This is a genomic window from Streptomyces sp. A18, from assembly GCF_059026065.1.
The window spans coordinates 1-16,772 of record NZ_JBWLKL010000011.1 but is presented as its reverse complement, the minus strand read 5'-3'; the positions used below and the strand labels follow the sequence as shown (position 1 = coordinate 16,772).

Genomic DNA, 16,772 nt, shown 5'->3' with positions numbered 1-16,772 from the left:
CCCCTGACCACCAGAACCACATCGCGAGGCGAGCTCATGAACTGGGACGAGACGACCGACGACGCGACCGCCGCCCAAGGCGCGGCAGAGCGGCTCGTCGGTGCGTCCGCCGACGGCGAGGACCAGGCGGTCGAGGCCGCCCTTCGCCCCAAGGACCTGGGTGAATTCATCGGCCAGGAGAAGGTGCGCGAGCAGCTCGACCTCGTCCTGCGCGCGGCCCGCGCGCGCGGCGCCACCGCCGACCACGTCCTGCTCTCCGGCGCACCCGGCCTCGGCAAGACCACCCTCTCGATGATCATCGCGGCCGAGATGGGCGCCCCGATCCGCATCACCAGCGGCCCGGCCATCCAGCACGCGGGCGACCTCGCCGCGATCCTCTCCTCCCTCCAGGAGGGAGAGGTGCTGTTCCTCGACGAGATCCACCGGATGTCCCGGCCCGCCGAGGAGATGCTCTACATGGCGATGGAGGACTTCCGCGTCGACGTCATCGTCGGCAAGGGCCCCGGCGCCACCGCCATCCCACTGGAACTGCCGCCCTTCACCCTGGTCGGCGCCACCACCCGCGCGGGCCTGCTGCCGCCGCCGCTGCGTGACCGCTTCGGGTTCACGGCGCACATGGAGTTCTACGAACCGGCCGAGCTGGAGCGCGTGATCCACCGCTCCGCGCAGCTCCTGGACGTGGAGATCGACCCGGAGGGCGCCGAGGAGATCGCCGGGCGCTCGCGCGGCACGCCCCGTATCGCCAACCGCCTGCTGCGCCGCGTGCGGGACTACGCACAGGTCAAGGCCGACGGCGTGATCAACAGGGACATCGCGGGCGCGGCCCTCAAGGTCTACGAAGTGGACGCCCGCGGCCTCGACCGCCTCGACCGCGCCGTCCTGGAGGCCCTGCTCAAACTCTTCGGCGGCGGTCCGGTCGGACTTTCGACGCTCGCGGTCGCCGTGGGGGAGGAGCGCGAGACGGTCGAGGAGGTCGCCGAGCCGTTCCTGGTACGGGAGGGGCTGCTGGCCCGCACACCCCGCGGCCGGGTCGGTACGCCCGCGGCATGGGCGCATCTCGGCCTTGTTCCGCCGAGGCAGGCGGGCGGAATCGGACAAGGGGACCTGTTCGGGGCGTGACGGCGCGCGTACTCGCACGGTCAGGAACTGCGGTGCGATGCTGAGCGTTGTTCGTTAGGTGCGGACTCGCCTAGACTCCGCCGATGCCGCCTTTGTGGGCGGCGCGCCCACCCCCGTCCATCAGGCCGCACATCTGCGCGGTCATGCGAAGGAAACTCCGTCCCGTGAATATCGTGACCCTCCTCCCCTTCATCGTGCTCATCGGGGCCATGTTCCTGATGACGCGCTCCGCCAAGAAGAAGCAGCAGGCGGCCGCGCAGATGCGCAATGAGATGCAGCCCGGCACCGGCATCCGCACGATCGGGGGCATGTACGCCACCGTCAAGGAGGTTCACGACGACGCCGTCCTCCTTGAGGTGGCTCCTGGCGTGCACGCGTTCTACGCGAAGAACTCCGTGGGCGCCGTCCTCGACGACGACGAGTACAACCGCATCGTCCACGGCACGCCCGAGGTCAAGTCGGACGACCCCGTCGTCCCGGACGACGCCTCCTCCCTGACCGAGACCGACGAGACCGCCGACGCCTCCGACGACTCGGCCATCGACCTCGGCAAGAAGGACGCCCCGAGCGCCCCTGAGGCCGACGACGCCGAGCCGAAGAAGACCGACGGCGAGACCGGCACGAAGTAGCCACCACCGGGGTCCGTGGGGCGCGCCGCTCGCGCTGCCACGGCCCCCGTAGTGCGTGGTTTCGTGACGGGGCTCGACACCATTTCATGGCCGCCCAATCCGGGAACTCCCCGCTCAGCGATGGGGCAGTGCATCGGACGCCGGGCGGTTGGACAGGGAGAACGAGAAGGTGGCAGCACCTAAGAAGGGCCGAAGGCAGAGCGCCCCGGGTAAGCCGGGCCGCTCTTTGGTCTTCATCCTGATCGCCCTCGTGGCGCTCACCGGGGGGATGTTCCTCTCCGGGAACACGACGCCTCGCCTCGGCATCGACCTCGCCGGCGGCACGAGCATCACGCTCCAGGCGAAGAACGAGCCGGGCCAGAAGAACGCGATCAACCCGACCAACATGAACACCGCGGTCAGCATCATCAACAACCGCGTCAATGGTCTGGGTGTGTCCGAGGCCGAGGTGCAGACCCAGGGCGAAGACAACATCATCGTCAACATCCCCAAGGGCACGAACGAGAAGCAGGCGCGCGAGCAGGTCGGTACGACCGCTCAGCTCTACTTCCGTCCCGTCCTGACGGTGGCCAGCGGTGAGCCCACCCCCGAGCCGTCCGCCAGCTCGTCCGGCAAGGACAAGGGCAAGGACAAGGGCGCGGACCCGGACAAGGCGACCGAGAAGGGCGACGACAAGGCCTCCTCGACCCCGACCGCCTCCGACTCGCCCACCTCCCAGGGCCGTGCCGTCACCGACGGCCTGAAGGCCGACCCGACCCCGACCCCTAAGGCCTCGGACAAGGGCGGCGACAAGGGGGCGCCGACCCCCACCCCGTCCGCCGACCCGGCCACCGCGGCGCTCCAGAAGAAGTTCACCGAGCTCGACTGCACCGACAAGGCCGCCCGCGGCAAGGTCGGCGACGGCATCAAGCCGTCCGAGCAGACCGTGGCCTGCGGCAAGAACAACGCGGGGCAGTGGGAGAAGTACGTCCTTGGTCCGGCCGAGCTCAACGGCAAGGACGTCGACGACGCCAAGGCGACGATCAACCAGCAGAGCGGCGCCTGGGTCGTCAACATGGACTTCACGAGCGGTGGCTCGAAGAAGTTCTCGCAGACGACCAGCAAGCTCTCGCAGCAGCAGCAGCCGATGAACCAGTTCGCCATCGTCCTCGACGGCGAGGTGGCCTCGGCCCCCAGCGTCAACCAGACGCTGAGCGCGAACGCCGAGATCTCCGGCAGCTTCACCCAGGAGTCGGCCCAGGACCTCGCCAACATCCTGTCGTACGGCGCGCTGCCGCTGACCTTCCACGAGCAGAGCGTCACCACCGTCAGCCCGGCCCTCGGCGGCGAGCAGCTGCACGCCGGTCTGATCGCCGGCGCCATCGGCCTCGCGCTCGTCATCATCTACCTGGTGGTCTACTACCGCGGCCTCTCGCTGATCGCCATCGCGAGCCTCCTGGTCTCGGCGGCCCTGACGTACACCCTGATGACGCTGCTCGGCCCGGCCATCTCCTTCACCCTGAACCTGCCCGCGGTGTGTGGTGCGATCGTCGCGATCGGCATCACGGCGGACTCGTTCATCGTGTTCTTCGAACGCGTCAGGGACGAGGTCAGGGAGGGGCGCACCCTGCGGCCCGCCGTCGAGCGTGCCTGGCCGCGCGCCCGGCGCACCATCCTGGTCTCCGACTTCGTGTCGTTCCTCGCGGCCGCGGTGCTCTTCGTGGTCACGGTCGGCAAGGTCCAGGGCTTCGCGTTCACGCTCGGCCTGACCACGCTCCTCGACGTCGTGGTGGTCTTCTTCTTCACGAAGCCGCTGATGACGCTCATGGCGCGCAAGAAGTTCTTCTCGAACGGCCACAAGTGGTCCGGCCTCGACCCGAAGCGGCTCGGCGCCAAGCCGCCGCTGCGCCGCACCCGCCGCGCCACTGGTTCGTCCGTTGGCCCTGTCGACCCGAAGGAGGCGTGAGATGTCGAAGCTCGGCAATCTCGGCGCCAGGCTCTACCGCGGTGAGGTCGGCTACGACTTCGTCGGCAAGCGCAAGATCTGGTACGGCGTCTCGATCCTGATCACCATCACGGCCATCGTCGGCCTGGCGGTGCGCGGCCTGAACATGGGCATCGAGTTCGAGGGCGGCGCGGTCTTCACCACCCCGAAGACCAGCGTCTCGGTCGCGCAGGCCGAGAAGTACGCGGAAGAGGCCTCCGGCCACGACGCGGTCGTCCAGGAGCTCGGCTCCGGTGGTCTGCGTATCCAGGTCGCCGGTGTGGACACCGCCAAGTCCGACCAGATCAAGGCGGACCTGGCGAAGGACATGGACCTCAAGCCCGAGGTCATCAACGCCGACCTGGTGGGCCCCAGTTGGGGTGAGCAGATCAGCAAGAAGGCCTGGACGGGCCTGATCATCTTCATGGTCCTCGTGGTGATCTATCTGGCGATCGCCTTCGAGTGGCGCATGGCGCTCGCCGCGCTGATCGCCCTGATCCACGACATCACGATCACCGTGGGTGTGTACGCCCTGGTGGGCTTCGAGGTCACCCAGGGCACGATCATCGGTCTGCTGACGATCCTCGGTTATTCGCTGTACGACACCGTGGTGGTCTTCGACAGCTTGAAGGAGCAGTCGAAGGACCTCGCCAAGCAGACCAGGTGGACCTACAGCGAGGTCGCCAACCGCAGCATCAACAGCACCCTGGTGCGTTCGATCAACACCACGGTCGTCGCGCTCCTGCCGGTCGCCGGACTGCTGTTCATCGGTGGCGGCTTCCTCGGCGCGGGCATGCTCAACGACATCTCGCTGTCGCTGTTCGTCGGCCTCGCCGCCGGTGCGTACTCCTCGATCTTCATCGCCACGCCGCTCGTCGCCGACCTCAAGGAGACCGAGCCGCAGATGAAGGCGCTCAAGAAGCGCGTCCTCGCCAAGCGTGCCGCCGCGGCGGCCAAGGGCGAGTCCGTGGAGAGCGCCCCGTATGACGAGGACGACGCGGCACAGGACGACGACGTGCCTCAGGACGCCGCCCCCGCGGGCGTCGTCGGACCACGCACGCAGCCGGCCTCCCGGGGCCGGGGCCGCGGCCGTCCTTCGGGGAAGCGCCGATGACCGAGCTCGCCGGGACGACGGAACTGCTGCTCAGCCGCATCCGGGACGTCGCCGACTATCCGGAGCCCGGAGTGATGTTCAAGGACATCACGCCGCTCCTCGCGGACCCGGTGGCCTTCGCCGCACTGACCGAGGCCCTCGCGGACCTCGCGGTGCGGCACGGCGCCACGAAGATCGTCGGCCTGGAGGCCCGCGGCTTCATCCTGGGCGCCCCGGTCGCGCTGCGCGCCGGGCTCGGCTTCATCCCCGTACGGAAGGCGGGCAAGCTCCCCGGAGCGACGCTCAGCCAGTCGTACGACCTGGAGTACGGCAGCGCCGAGATCGAGGTGCACGCCGAGGACCTGGCCGCGGACGACCGCGTCCTGGTCGTCGACGACGTCCTGGCGACCGGCGGGACCGCCGAGGCGTCCCTGCGGCTCATCCGCCGTGCGGGTGCCCGGGTCGCCGGTGTGGCGGTCCTGATGGAGCTCGGCTTCCTCGGGGGCCGCGACAAGCTGGAGACGGCCCTGGAGGGTGCACCGCTGGAGGCCCTTCTCACCGTCTGAGGCGTCTGAGCAGGCACCACGCACACCCTGAGGCGGGCCCCGGAGGAATCCGGCGCCCGCCTCTGGTGTTCCTGCTGTAGAGACCTAGGGTTGGCCGTGTGGAGACCTCAGGTGTTTCTCCCGTAGTGAGCCGTCTCACGGGCTGAGGGCGAGCCGAAGGTCCAGGATCGATACCATGGGCTCTTCGGGGCCTGACCGGGGGACCCGGATCGCGCACAGGGAGCGCCTCTTGCCAGACGAGTCCAAGGCACTCACCGCCGCCAAGGCCGCAGAGCAGGCCCAGCGCGCGGCGGCGGCCACTGCTGCGCCCGCGAAGAGCGCGACCCCTTCCAAGGGCGCGACGCCGGCGAAGCAGGAGAGCACGCCCCCCAGCAAGCCCGCACCGAGCACGCCCGGCGACGGCGCCAAGGGCGACAAGCCGGCCGCCGACGCGCGCCCCAAGCCCCCCACGGAGGCCCGCGCGGGCAGCACGACGCCCACGCCACGACCCACAGCGGCCAAGAACGAGCGCTCCGGCTCCTCCAACCGCGTACGCGCCCGCCTGGCGCGTCTCGGCGTCCAGCGCTCCAACCCGTACAACCCGGTCCTGGAGCCGCTGCTGCGGATAGTGCGCAGCAACGACCCCAAGATCGAGACGTCGACGCTGCGCCAGATCGAGAAGGCCTACCAGGTCGCCGAGCGCTGGCACCGCGGCCAGAAGCGCAAGAGCGGCGATCCGTACATCACGCACCCCCTCGCCGTGACGACGATCCTCGCCGAGCTGGGCATGGACCCGGCCACCCTGATGGCGGGCCTGCTTCATGACACCGTCGAGGACACCGAGTACGGCCTGGACACCCTCAAGCGCGACTTCGGCGACCAGGTCGCCCTGCTCGTGGACGGCGTCACGAAGCTGGACAAGGTCAAGTTCGGTGAGGCCGCGCAGGCCGAGACCGTGCGCAAGATGGTCGTCGCCATGGCCAAGGACCCCCGCGTCCTGGTCATCAAGCTCGCCGACCGCCTGCACAACATGCGCACGATGCGCTATCTCAAGCGCGAGAAGCAGGAGAAGAAGGCCCGCGAGACCCTCGAGATCTACGCGCCCCTGGCCCACCGCCTGGGCATGAACACCATCAAGTGGGAGCTGGAGGACCTCGCCTTCGCGATCCTCTACCCCAAGATGTACGACGAGATCGTGCGCCTGGTCGCCGAGCGTGCCCCCAAGCGGGACGAGTACCTCGCCATAGTGACCGACGAGGTCCAGGCCGACCTGCGCGCCGCCCGCATCAAGGCCACGGTCACCGGGCGCCCGAAGCACTACTACAGCGTCTACCAGAAGATGATCGTCCGCGGCCGTGACTTCGCGGAGATCTACGACCTGGTGGGCATCCGCGTCCTCGTCGACACGGTCCGCGACTGCTATGCCGCCCTCGGCACGGTCCACGCGCGATGGAACCCGGTCCCCGGCCGGTTCAAGGACTACATCGCGATGCCGAAGTTCAACATGTACCAGTCGCTGCACACGACGGTCATCGGCCCCAGCGGCAAGCCCGTCGAGCTCCAGATCCGTACGTTCGACATGCACCGCCGCGCCGAGTACGGCATCGCCGCGCACTGGAAGTACAAGCAGGAGCCGTCCGCCGGCGCCGCCTCCAAGGTGCGCACCGACGTCCCGAAGAAGGCCGGCGGCAAGGACGACCACCTGAACGACATGGCGTGGCTGCGCCAGCTCCTGGACTGGCAGAAGGAGACAGAGGACCCCAGCGAGTTCCTCGAATCGCTGCGCTTCGACCTGTCGCGCAACGAAGTCTTCGTGTTCACGCCGAAGGGCGACGTCATAGCGCTCCCGGCGGGGGCGACGCCGGTCGACTTCTCGTACGCGGTCCATACCGAGGTCGGTCACCGCACCATAGGAGCGCGGGTCAACGGACGGCTCGTACCGCTCGAATCGACCCTGGACAACGGCGACTTGGTGGAGGTCTTCACCTCCAAGGCGGCCGGCGCGGGCCCATCCCGCGACTGGCTCGGCTTCGTCAAGTCACCGCGGGCGCGCAACAAGATCCGTGCGTGGTTCTCCAAGGAGCGCCGCGACGAGGCGATCGAGCAGGGCAAGGACTCCATCGCACGGGCCATGCGCAAGCAGAACCTGCCGATCCAGCGGATCCTCACGGGCGACTCGCTCGTCACGCTGGCGCACGAGATGCGCTACCCCGACATCTCGTCGCTCTACGCGGCGATCGGCGAGGGCCACGTCACCGCGCAGTCCGTCGTGCAGAAGCTCGTCCAGGCGCTCGGCGGCGAGGAGGCCGCCAACGAGGACATCGCCGAGAGCGCGCCGCCCTCGCGCGGCCGCAGCAAGCGCCGGGCCAACGCCGACCCCGGTGTCGTGGTCAAGGGCGTCGAGGACGTGTGGGTCAAGCTGGCCCGCTGCTGCACGCCCGTCCCCGGGGACCCGATCATCGGCTTCGTCACGCGCGGCAGCGGCGTATCGGTTCACCGCAGCGACTGCGTGAACGTCGACTCGCTCTCCCGCGAGCCCGAGCGCATCCTCGAGGTCGAGTGGGCGCCCACCCAGTCCTCGGTCTTCCTGGTCGCCATCCAGGTCGAGGCACTGGACCGCTCCCGGCTGCTCTCGGACGTCACGCGCATCCTCTCGGACCAGCACGTGAACATCCTGTCCGCGGCAGTCCAGACCTCCCGCGACCGGGTCGCCACCTCGCGCTTCACCTTCGAGATGGGCGACCCCAAGCACCTGGGCCATGTGCTCAAGGCGGTCAGGGGAGTTGAGGGTGTCTATGACGTCTACAGGGTGACGTCGGCCCGCAGGCCGTAAACCGGTCCACTACGGAGAGGGGCTCCCGTACGCGATGTACGGGAGCCCCTCTACGTAGTGAGCGAAAAACTCAGCCGCCGAACTCGTGCAGACCCTTGAGGGCCTGGTCGAGCAGCGCCTGACGACCGTCGAGCTCCTTCTGGAGCTTGTCCGCCTTGGCATTGTTGCCCGCCGCGCGCGCCTTCTCGATCTGGTCGACCAGCTTGTCGACGGCCGCCTGCAGCTGCCCCGTCAGACCCTCGGCCCGAGCCCGCGCCTCCGGGTTCGTCCGGCGCCACTCGGCTTCCTCGGTGTCCTGCAGGGCACGCTCCACCGCGTGCATCCGGCCCTCGACCTTCGGCCGTGCGTCACGCGGGACGTGGCCGATGGCTTCCCAGCGCTCGTTGAGCGTACGGAAGGCGGCGCGGGCCGACTTGAGGTCCTTCACCGGGACGAGCTTCTCGGCCTCCTCGGCCAGCTCCTCCTTCAGCTTCAGGTTCTCCGTCTGCTCGGCGTCCCGCTCCGCGAAGACCGCGCTGCGCGCCGCGAAGAACACGTCCTGGGCGCCGCGGAAGCGGTTCCACAGGTCGTCCTCGTGCTCGCGCTGTGCACGGCCCGCGGCCTTCCACTCGGTCATCAGGTCGCGGTAGCGCGCGGCCGTCGGACCCCAGTCGGTCGAGTTCGAGAGGGCCTCGGCCTCGCCGACCAGCTTCTCCTTGGTCTTGCGGGCCTCTTCGCGCTGGGCGTCCAGCGAGGCGAAGTGAGCCTTGCGCCGCTTGGAGAACGCCGATCGGGCATGCGAGAAGCGGTGCCACAGCTCGTCGTCCGACTTGCGGTCGAGGCGCGGCAGCCCCTTCCAGGTGTCCACCAGGGCGCGAAGCCGCTCGCCCGCGGCCCGCCACTGCTCGCTCTGGGCGAGCTCCTCGGCCTCGACGACGAGCGCCTCCTTGGCGTGCCTCGCCTCGTCCGACTGCTTGGCCTTTTGGACCTTGCGCTCTTCACGGCGCGCGTCGACGGTCTCGACGAGCTTGTCCAGGCGCGTGCTCAGAGCGTCCAGATCGCCGACCGCGTGTGCCTCGTCCACCTGCTGGCGCAGGTGGTCGATGGCGGTCATGGCGTCCTTGGCCGACAGGTCGGTCGTCTTCACCCGGCGCTCGAGAAGTCCGATCTCGACGACCAGACCGTCGTACTTGCGCTCGAAGTAGGCAAGGGCCTCATCAGGAGATCCCGCTTTCCACGAACCGACTTCGCGCTCGCTGCCGTCGGCCTTGCGCACATACACGGTCCCCGTCTCGTCGACGCGGCCCCACGGGTCGCTGCTCACAGCGCCTCCTCCACATGATGCCTGCGCAGGGCCTCGGGGCCCCCGGCATCGTCCACAGTTTCGTCACCGCCAACATAGGCGACCGGCGGGGCGGCTGTCCGCATCCCGCACGTTGGAAGTTTGCCTGGCGACGGTCAGGATTTCGACACGGTCGCCTTGTCGATGACGACCGTCGCGTTCGGGGCGCCGTCGCCCTGGCCGGTGCTCTCGCCGGCGTCGGCAATCTTCTTGAGCACCTTCATCCCGGAATCGGAAATGGTCCCGAACGGTGTGTAGTCGGGCGGCAGCTGACTGTCCTGATAGACCAGGAAGAACTGGCTCCCGCCGGTGTCGCGGCCCTTCTTCTCCTGGGCGTTGTACTGGTTGGCCATCGCGACCGTACCCGCCGGATACACGTTCCCCTTCAGGCGCTTGTCCTTGAGGTTCTCGTCCGGGATCGAGTAGCCGGGGCCGCCCTCGCCGGTGCCCTTGGGGTCGCCGCACTGCAGGACGTAGATGCCGCCCGCGGTGAGCCGGTGGCACTTGGTGTGGTCGAGGTAGCCCTTGTTCACCAGGAAGTTGAAGGAGTTGACCGTGTGCGGGGCCTTCGCCGCGTCCAGGTCGAGGCCGATGTCGCCGCAGGTGGTGCTCAGCTTCATCGTGTAGTCCGCCGACTTGTCGATCGTGAGGGCCGGCTCCTTCTTGAAGCTGAGCGGCTTCACCTTGCCGCCCGCGGGCTTCTCGCAGGGGTCCGCCTTGGTGGTGGGGCTCGCGTTCGCCTCGTCGTTCGTCTTGCTGTCGTCGTCGAAGGCTCCTGCCGCGTACGACACCGCGCCACCGGCCACGACCACCGCGAGCGCCGATGCGATCACCGCGTTGCGCATCCGCGCCCTGCGCCGCGCGGCCTCCCGGCGCTGCTGCTGCCGCAAGAACTTCTCCCGGGCGAGCTGACGCCGCCGCTGATCGTTGCTGACCACCGGGTGATCTCTCCTCTGCGTGGATGACCGCTTCTGTGTGCCCCGTACCGTATATGGGTTAGCTGTGGAATCGGGAGCGCCGGTAGGCTCTGATCTGCCGCGATCCCGCGCGGTCACCTCCGCCTGACGACGAACGAAGGACGATCGTGCTCATTGCCGGGTTTCCCGCCGGGGCCTGGGGCACCAACTGCTACTTGGTCGCCCCCGCCGCAGGCGAGGAGTGCGTGATCATCGACCCGGGCCACCAGGCCGCCGAGGGAGTCGAGGACGCACTCAAGAAGCATCGGCTCAAGCCCGTCGCGGTCGTCCTCACCCACGGCCACATCGACCATGTCGCCTCGGTCGTCCCGGTCTGCGGGGCACACGACGTGCCCGCGTGGATCCACCCCGAGGACCGGTACATGATGAGCGACCCGGAGAAGGCCATAGGCCGTTCCTTCGGCGCGCAGCTGCTCGGCGAGCTGACCGTGGGGGAGCCCTCCGACGTCAAGGAGCTGGCCGACGGCGCGCGCCTGAAGCTCGCCGGTCTTGACTTCTCCGTCGCGCACGCGCCGGGGCATACGAAGGGGTCGGTGACGTTCCAGCTCCCCGAGTCCGCCGAGGTCCCCTCGGTGTTCTTCTCGGGCGACCTGCTCTTCGCCGGCTCCATCGGCCGCACCGACCTGCCCGGCGGATCGCAGGACGAGATGTTCGAGTCGCTGGCGCGCGTGTGCCTGCCGCTCGACGACTCGACCGTGGTCCTGCCCGGTCACAACGAGCACACGACCATTGGCCGTGAGCGCGCCACCAACCCGTATCTGCGCCAGGTGGCCGCCGGCCTGGGAGCCGACGCTCCCCGACGAGGAATGTGACGAGAAAACCCGTGAGCACCTTCAAGGCCCCCAAGGGCACGTACGACCTGCTGCCGCCGGTCTCCGCGACGTACCTGGCGGTGCGCGAGGCCATCGCCACGCCGCTGCGGAACTCCGGGTACGGCTACGTGGAGACGCCCGGCTTCGAGAACGTCGAGCTGTTCTCGCGCGGCGTGGGCGAGTCCACCGACATCGTCTCCAAGGAGATGTACGCCTTCGAGACCAAGGGCGGCGACCAGCTCGCCCTGCGGCCCGAGGGCACGGCTTCCGTGCTGCGCGCGGCCCTGGAGGCCAACCTGCACAAGGCGGGCAACCTCCCGGTCAAGCTCTGGTACTCGGGCTCGTACTACCGCTACGAGCGCCCGCAGAAGGGCCGCTACCGCCACTTCTCACAGGTCGGTGCCGAGGCGATCGGTACGGAGGACCCGGCACTCGACGCCGAGTTGATCATCCTCGCCGACCAGGCGTACCGCACCCTGGGCCTGAAGCAGTTCCGCATCCTGCTGAACTCGCTCGGCGACAAGGAGTGCCGCCCCGTCTACCGCGCCGCGCTGCAGGACTTCCTGCGCGGCTTGGACCTGGACGAGGAGACACGTCGACGTATCGACATCAACCCGCTCCGTGTCCTGGACGACAAGCGTGACGACGTCCAGAAGCAGCTGGTCGGCGCCCCGATGCTGCGCGACTACCTGTGCGACGCGTGCAAGGCGTACCACGAGCAGGTGCGGGAGCTCCTGACGGCGGAGGGCGTCGCGTACGAGGACGACCCGAAGCTGGTCCGCGGCCTCGACTACTACACCCGTACGACCTTCGAGTTCGTCCACGACGGCCTCGGCTCGCAGTCCGCGGTGGGCGGCGGCGGTCGCTACGACGGCCTGTCCGAGATGATCGGCGGCCCTTCGCTGCCTTCGGTGGGCTGGGCACTCGGCGTGGACCGCACGGTCCTTGCCCTGGAGGCGGAGGGCGTGGAGCTCGAACTGCCCTCGGCGACCAGCGTGTTCGCGGTGCCACTCGGCGACGAGGCGCGGCGGGTCCTGTTCTCCAAGGTGACGGAGCTGCGCAGGGCGGGGATCGCGGCGGACTTCTCGTACGGCGGGAAGGGCCTGAAGGGCGCGATGAAGAACGCGAACCGCAGCGGCGCGCGCTTCACGATCGTCGCCGGTGAGCGGGATCTCGCCGAGGGCGTCGTGCAGGTGAAGGACATGGAGTCGGGAGAGCAGGACGCTGTCGCGGTGGGCGAGCTGGTGGGTGAGCTGAAGGCCCGGCTGAGCTGACCCCCGGGTCGGTTTCTTCGCCCTCTCCGTCCCTGCCCGTCCCTGCCCGTCCCGACCTGGGGCGCCGCCCCAGACCCCGCTCCTCAAACGCCGGAGGGGCTGAACTTCAGCCCGTCCGGCGTTTGGGGACGAGGCCGTTCCGGCCGATCCGGGGGTCTGGGGGCGGAGCCCCCAGATACGGGAAGGGCAGGGGCGGAGGGGGCGAAATCCTCAGTCCAGCAACCCATGCCGCATCGCGCTGGTGACCGCCGCCGTGCGGTCGTCCACCCCCAGTTTCCCGAAGATCCGCAGGAGATGGGTCTTCACCGTCGACTCGGCCACATGCAGGCGCCGCCCTATCTCCGCGTTGGTGCAACCCTCCGCAACAAGACGAAGCACCGCCGTCTCACGCTCCGCGAGCCGTGGCCGCTCCGGGCGCGTACGCAGCTGGTCCACCAGACGCGCCGCCACCGAAGGAGCGAGCACCGTCTCCCCGCGGGCAGCGGCCCGCACCGCCTCCGCCAGCTCACCCCGGGCCAGGTCCTTGAGCAGATAGCCCGCCGCACCCGCCTCCACGGCCCGCAGAATGTCGCGGTCGGTCTCGTACGTCGTCAGCACGATCACCCGGCAGGGCAGCCCCGCCGCGGCCATCCGCTCGATCGAGTCGGCCCCGCCCCCACTGGGCATCCGCAGGTCCATCAGGACGATGTCCGGCCGCAGTTCGGCGGCCAGTGCCTCCGCCCGGGGTCCGCTGGACGCCTCCCCGACGACCTCCAGATCCGGCTCCGCGCTCAACATGGCGCGCAGCCCTTCGCGTACGACGGGATGGTCGTCCGCCAGCACGATGCGGATCACAGGGCGGTCCTCTCGGGGATCGGAAGCAGGACGGTGACGGTCGTGCCATCGCCGGGGCCGCTGGCCACCTCTGCGGTGCCCCTGACCTCGGCGGCCCGCTCGCGCAACCCCGGCAGGCCGTACCCCTGCCGCGGCACCCCGGTGTCGAAGCCGCACCCCGTGTCCCGTACCGCCAGGGTGAGCGAGCCCGGCGCGTAGACCAGGGCGACACTCGCCGACGCACTGGGCCCCGCGTGCCTGCGTACGTTGGTGAGGGCCTCCTGGCAGGAGCGCAGGGCGACCACCTCCAGGCCGGGCGGCAGCGGACGTACCTCACCCGTCACCGCTACCGACGCCCCGTGCCGGGCGGCCAGGCGCCGCAACGCCTCCGGCAGCGAACCACCGTCCAGGTCGGCGGGCGCGCGCCCCGCGACCAGGGCCCGCGCCTCCGCGAGGTTCTGCCGTGCTGTCGCCTCCATCAGGCCCAGGTGGCGTCGGGCGGCGGGCACGTCACGCTCCAGCTCGGCGTCGACAGCCTGGACGAGCATGAGGACGCTGGTGAAGCCCTGCGCGAGGGTGTCGTGGATCTCGCGCGACATGCGCTCGCGCTCCGCGAGGGCGCCGCGCTCGGCGGAGAGCCGTGCGACCTCCTCGCGGCCGGCCTCCACCTCGGCGATGAGGTCCGCCCGTTCGTGGCTCTGCTCGATGATGCGGACGATCCAGCTGCCCATCGCCACCGAGAAGACCAGCGTCACGACGGCGAACACCGAGTTGTAGAAGATGTCCTGCGGCGAGGGCCGCCACAGCAGCACCCAGCCCCCCACGGGCGCGATGTTGATGACGGTGACCGCCACGATCGCCCAGCGCATCCGCAGGCAGATGAAGCACTGCGGGATGAGCGCGAAGGTCATCAGGCGTGTCTCGCCGATCAGGACGCCCGGCGGCAGGAACAGCACGGTCGCGCCCGCGATGTAGATCAGCGCCCGCCGTTCGTCGGTGCCCTCCTCCATGAGCACGCGGCGCCCGAACCCCACGTACCAGGGGACGAGGAGCAGCAGAAGCCCGGCCGTGGTGAGCCGGACGGGCCACCCCGGCTCCGCCGTACCGAGCACGAAGACCAGGGTGGCCGCCCACACCACGGCGAAGTACGAGTCCCAGAGCCGGAACGTGCGCAGCCAGATGTGCGCGTCGCGCGGACCGGCCGCCCCGCTCATCCGTCGCGCCGGTTCTTCCACCGGAAGGTCAGCAGACACAGCACCAATCCTCCGACGCACCAGGCGCCGAGCACCAGGGCGATGCGCCCGTACTCCCAACTCCCCGTCTGTTCCAGGACGTTCGCCGACTCGGGCAGGAACACCCCGCGAAAGCCCTGGCACATCCACTTCAGCGGGAAGAGCGCGCTGATGTTCAGCATCCAGTGGGGGATCGTGTCGATGGCGATGTAGACGCCCGAGATGAACTGCAGCACCAGGAAGGGGAGTACGACCACGGAGTTCGCGCTGCGCCCGGACTTCGGGACGCTGCTGATCGCGATGCCGAGCAGCGTGCACCCGGTGAGGCCGAGCACGAAGATCCAGCCGAAGGTGAGCCACTTGCCCGCGCTCGTCGGCAGATCGACGTCGAAGAGCGTCACGCCGACGACCAGCAGGGCCACGGTCTCCAGGATGCCGGTGACCAGGACGAGCCAGATCTTGCCGAGGAAGTACGCGGCGGGCGGCATCGGTGTCCCGCGCAGGCGGCGCAACACCTTCTCGTCGCGCTCGATCGCGATGGAGATGCCGAGCGACTGGAAGCTGATGGACATGACGCCCGCGGCGATCATGGCGGCCACGTAGAGCTGCGACGCCGTGATGCCCGCGCCCTCCACGTCGTCGCGGAAGATCGAGGCGAAGAGGCAGAGGAAGACGATGGGGAAGGCGAAGGTGAAGACCACCTGCTCGCGCAACCGGAAGAACTGCCTCAGCTCCATCGCGCCCTGATGGAGGCCGAGCGCCCATGCCGATGGCAGCCGCTGCGGGGACTGCTCGGAGGAAAGTACGCCTGGGGTGGCGGCCGTCGATGTCATCGCGCGTCGCCCTCCTGCCCGGTGAGCCGCAGGTATACGTCCTCCAGGGAGGGGCGGCCGATGAGCAGCCCCGGGATCTCCCCGTCGAACCGGGCCGTCAGCTCGGCGACGGTACGCGTCGGCGTCTCGGTGCGCTCGCTGTGCGGGGTCCCGGCCAGGTCCGTCCACTCGACGGTGGCCCCGGTCCCGTGGCGTCGGCGCAGGGCGGCGGGCTCGCCCTCGGCCACCACCCGGCCATCGGCGATCACCGCGAGCCGGTGCGCGAGTGCTTCCGCCTCCTCCAGATGGTGCGTGGTCAGCACGATGGTCGTGCCCTCGTCGGCCAGTCTGCGGATCAGGCTCCAGAACTGGCGCCGCGCGGCCGGGTCGAAGCCCGTGGTCGGCTCGTCCAGGAGCAGGAGACCCGGGTCGCCGACCACGCCGAGCGCCACGTCAAGGCGGCGGCGCTGGCCGCCGGAGAGGCCCTTGACACGGCTCGCCGCCTTCTCCTCCAGACCGACGAGTGCGATGACGTCCTCGGGGTCGCGCGGTCGCGGGTAGTAGCGGGCGAACTGACGTACTGTCTCGCGCACCGTCAACTCGGCGGGCGCCGACTCGTCCTGCCACACGATCCCGACGCGCGAGCGCCACGCACGCCCGGCGGACGCGGGGTCGGCGCCGAGCACGGCGACCTTACCGCCGTCCCGCGCGCGGTTGCCCTGGAGGATCTCCACCGTGGTGCTCTTGCCCGCGCCGTTGGGGCCGAGGAGGCCGAAAACCTCCCCGTGCCGCACGGCCAGGTCGATGCCGTCCACGGCTGTCACGTCTCCGTAGCGCTTGCGCAGCCCCCGTACGTCCACCGCGAGGTCGCCCGTGGCCTCTGTCGTACCGTCGTCTGTCGTCATGCGTCGAGAGTCCCGGCGAACCGAACGCTCCGGGACCTCCGCACGTACCTCCTTATGTCCATCGAACGGTGGACACCCACGAGCGTGCGGCACAATGTCGGTGCCAGCAGGCCCCCACAAGCGACGGAACGGCGTGATGAGCAAGACGACCCCGGCAAGCGAGAGCCGCCCCTCGGAGAACGAGCACGATCGCGGGGGAACGGACGCGGACGCGCCACGAGGTGTCGGTGGGAGCCGTGCGCTCGCGCTGCTTCTGGTGATCACGGGTGCGGCGGGGCTGCTCGCGGCGTGGGTCATCACGCTGGACAAGTTCAAGCTGCTCGAGGACCCGGACTTCACGCCGGGCTGCAGCCTCAATCCGGTGGTGTCCTGCGGCAACATCATGAAGAGCGACCAGGCGTCGGTCTTCGGCTTCCCGAACCCGATGCTGGGCATCGCCGCGTA

General features: G+C 69.5%; 15 protein-coding genes. 9 read left to right on the top strand and 6 right to left on the bottom strand.

Annotated features, from left to right (window positions below; all coding sequences use genetic code 11):
• The first annotated feature begins 36 nt into the window (after positions 1 to 36).
• The 6 genes from ruvB (at position 37) to AC5P1C_RS19360 (ending at position 8,182) form a co-directional block, all read left to right on the top strand.
• Positions 37 to 1,119: a Holliday junction branch migration DNA helicase RuvB gene (gene ruvB, locus AC5P1C_RS19385; RefSeq protein ID WP_493867124.1), complete on the top strand. Its 1,083-nt coding sequence runs from the start codon at positions 37 to 39 to the stop codon at positions 1,117 to 1,119.
• Between the two features lie 164 nt (positions 1,120 to 1,283).
• Positions 1,284 to 1,748 (top strand): preprotein translocase subunit YajC, encoded by a 465-nt coding sequence (yajC, locus tag AC5P1C_RS19380; protein ID WP_493867123.1) that lies wholly within the window; start codon positions 1,284 to 1,286, stop codon positions 1,746 to 1,748.
• A gap of 169 nt (positions 1,749 to 1,917) precedes the next feature.
• Positions 1,918 to 3,693 (top strand): protein translocase subunit SecD, encoded by a 1,776-nt coding sequence (gene secD / locus AC5P1C_RS19375; protein WP_493867122.1) that lies wholly within the window; start codon positions 1,918 to 1,920, stop codon positions 3,691 to 3,693.
• A 1-nt stretch (position 3,694) separates the two neighbouring features.
• Positions 3,695 to 4,825 carry a protein translocase subunit SecF gene (gene secF / locus AC5P1C_RS19370; RefSeq protein WP_493867121.1) on the top strand — a complete coding sequence of 377 codons (1,131 nt, stop codon included), beginning with the start codon at positions 3,695 to 3,697 and terminating at the stop codon, positions 4,823 to 4,825.
• Entirely contained in the window at positions 4,822 to 5,370 is a 549-nt protein-coding gene (locus AC5P1C_RS19365) for an adenine phosphoribosyltransferase (RefSeq protein ID WP_493867120.1), read from the top strand. The genes secF and AC5P1C_RS19365 overlap by 4 nt, the downstream gene beginning before the upstream one ends.
• A gap of 229 nt (positions 5,371 to 5,599) precedes the next feature.
• A complete protein-coding gene (locus AC5P1C_RS19360) occupies positions 5,600 to 8,182 on the top strand; it encodes a RelA/SpoT family protein (protein ID WP_493867119.1) in 2,583 nt (860 codons plus the stop codon).
• 70 nt (positions 8,183 to 8,252) lie between these two features.
• On the opposite strand, the gene AC5P1C_RS19355 is transcribed toward AC5P1C_RS19360, so the two are convergent.
• Positions 8,253 to 9,485 (bottom strand): DUF349 domain-containing protein, encoded by a 1,233-nt coding sequence (locus AC5P1C_RS19355; protein WP_493867118.1) that lies wholly within the window; start codon positions 9,483 to 9,485, stop codon positions 8,253 to 8,255.
• Positions 9,486 to 9,619: 134 nt separating this feature from the next.
• Complete coding sequence (locus AC5P1C_RS19350; protein ID WP_493867117.1) at positions 9,620 to 10,441, bottom strand: peptidylprolyl isomerase; 822 nt, start codon at positions 10,439 to 10,441, stop codon at positions 9,620 to 9,622.
• A 146-nt stretch (positions 10,442 to 10,587) separates the two neighbouring features.
• Here AC5P1C_RS19350 and AC5P1C_RS19345 point away from each other — a divergent pair, with 146 nt between their 5' ends.
• Both AC5P1C_RS19345 and hisS read left to right on the top strand, forming a co-directional pair.
• Complete coding sequence (locus AC5P1C_RS19345; protein WP_493867116.1) at positions 10,588 to 11,292, top strand: MBL fold metallo-hydrolase; 705 nt, start codon at positions 10,588 to 10,590, stop codon at positions 11,290 to 11,292.
• Positions 11,293 to 11,303: 11 nt separating this feature from the next.
• On the top strand, positions 11,304 to 12,566 hold the full coding sequence (gene hisS, locus AC5P1C_RS19340; protein WP_493867115.1) for a histidine--tRNA ligase: 1,263 nt from the start codon (positions 11,304 to 11,306) through the stop codon (positions 12,564 to 12,566).
• A 210-nt stretch (positions 12,567 to 12,776) separates the two neighbouring features.
• Here hisS and AC5P1C_RS19335 read toward each other — a convergent pair whose 3' ends face one another.
• From AC5P1C_RS19335 to AC5P1C_RS19320, 4 genes are read right to left on the bottom strand one after another with little or no spacing between them, the layout of a single operon-like run.
• Positions 12,777 to 13,400 (bottom strand): response regulator, encoded by a 624-nt coding sequence (locus tag AC5P1C_RS19335; RefSeq protein WP_493867114.1) that lies wholly within the window; start codon positions 13,398 to 13,400, stop codon positions 12,777 to 12,779.
• Complete coding sequence (locus AC5P1C_RS19330) at positions 13,397 to 14,593, bottom strand: sensor histidine kinase (RefSeq protein WP_493867286.1); 1,197 nt, start codon at positions 14,591 to 14,593, stop codon at positions 13,397 to 13,399. Before AC5P1C_RS19330 ends, AC5P1C_RS19335 begins: the two co-directional genes overlap by 4 nt.
• A complete protein-coding gene (locus AC5P1C_RS19325) occupies positions 14,590 to 15,444 on the bottom strand; it encodes an ABC transporter permease (RefSeq protein ID WP_493867113.1) in 855 nt (284 codons plus the stop codon). Before AC5P1C_RS19325 ends, AC5P1C_RS19330 begins: the two co-directional genes overlap by 4 nt.
• The gene (locus AC5P1C_RS19320) at positions 15,441 to 16,328 is read right to left on the bottom strand and encodes an ABC transporter ATP-binding protein (protein ID WP_493867112.1); all 888 of its coding nucleotides are present in this window, start codon (positions 16,326 to 16,328) and stop codon (positions 15,441 to 15,443) included. Before AC5P1C_RS19320 ends, AC5P1C_RS19325 begins: the two co-directional genes overlap by 4 nt.
• A gap of 136 nt (positions 16,329 to 16,464) precedes the next feature.
• Between AC5P1C_RS19320 and AC5P1C_RS19315 the strand changes: the two genes are divergently transcribed.
• Positions 16,465 to 16,772, top strand: a 308-nt coding sequence (locus AC5P1C_RS19315) for a vitamin K epoxide reductase family protein (protein ID WP_493867111.1), incomplete at its 3' end; no start/stop codon positions are given.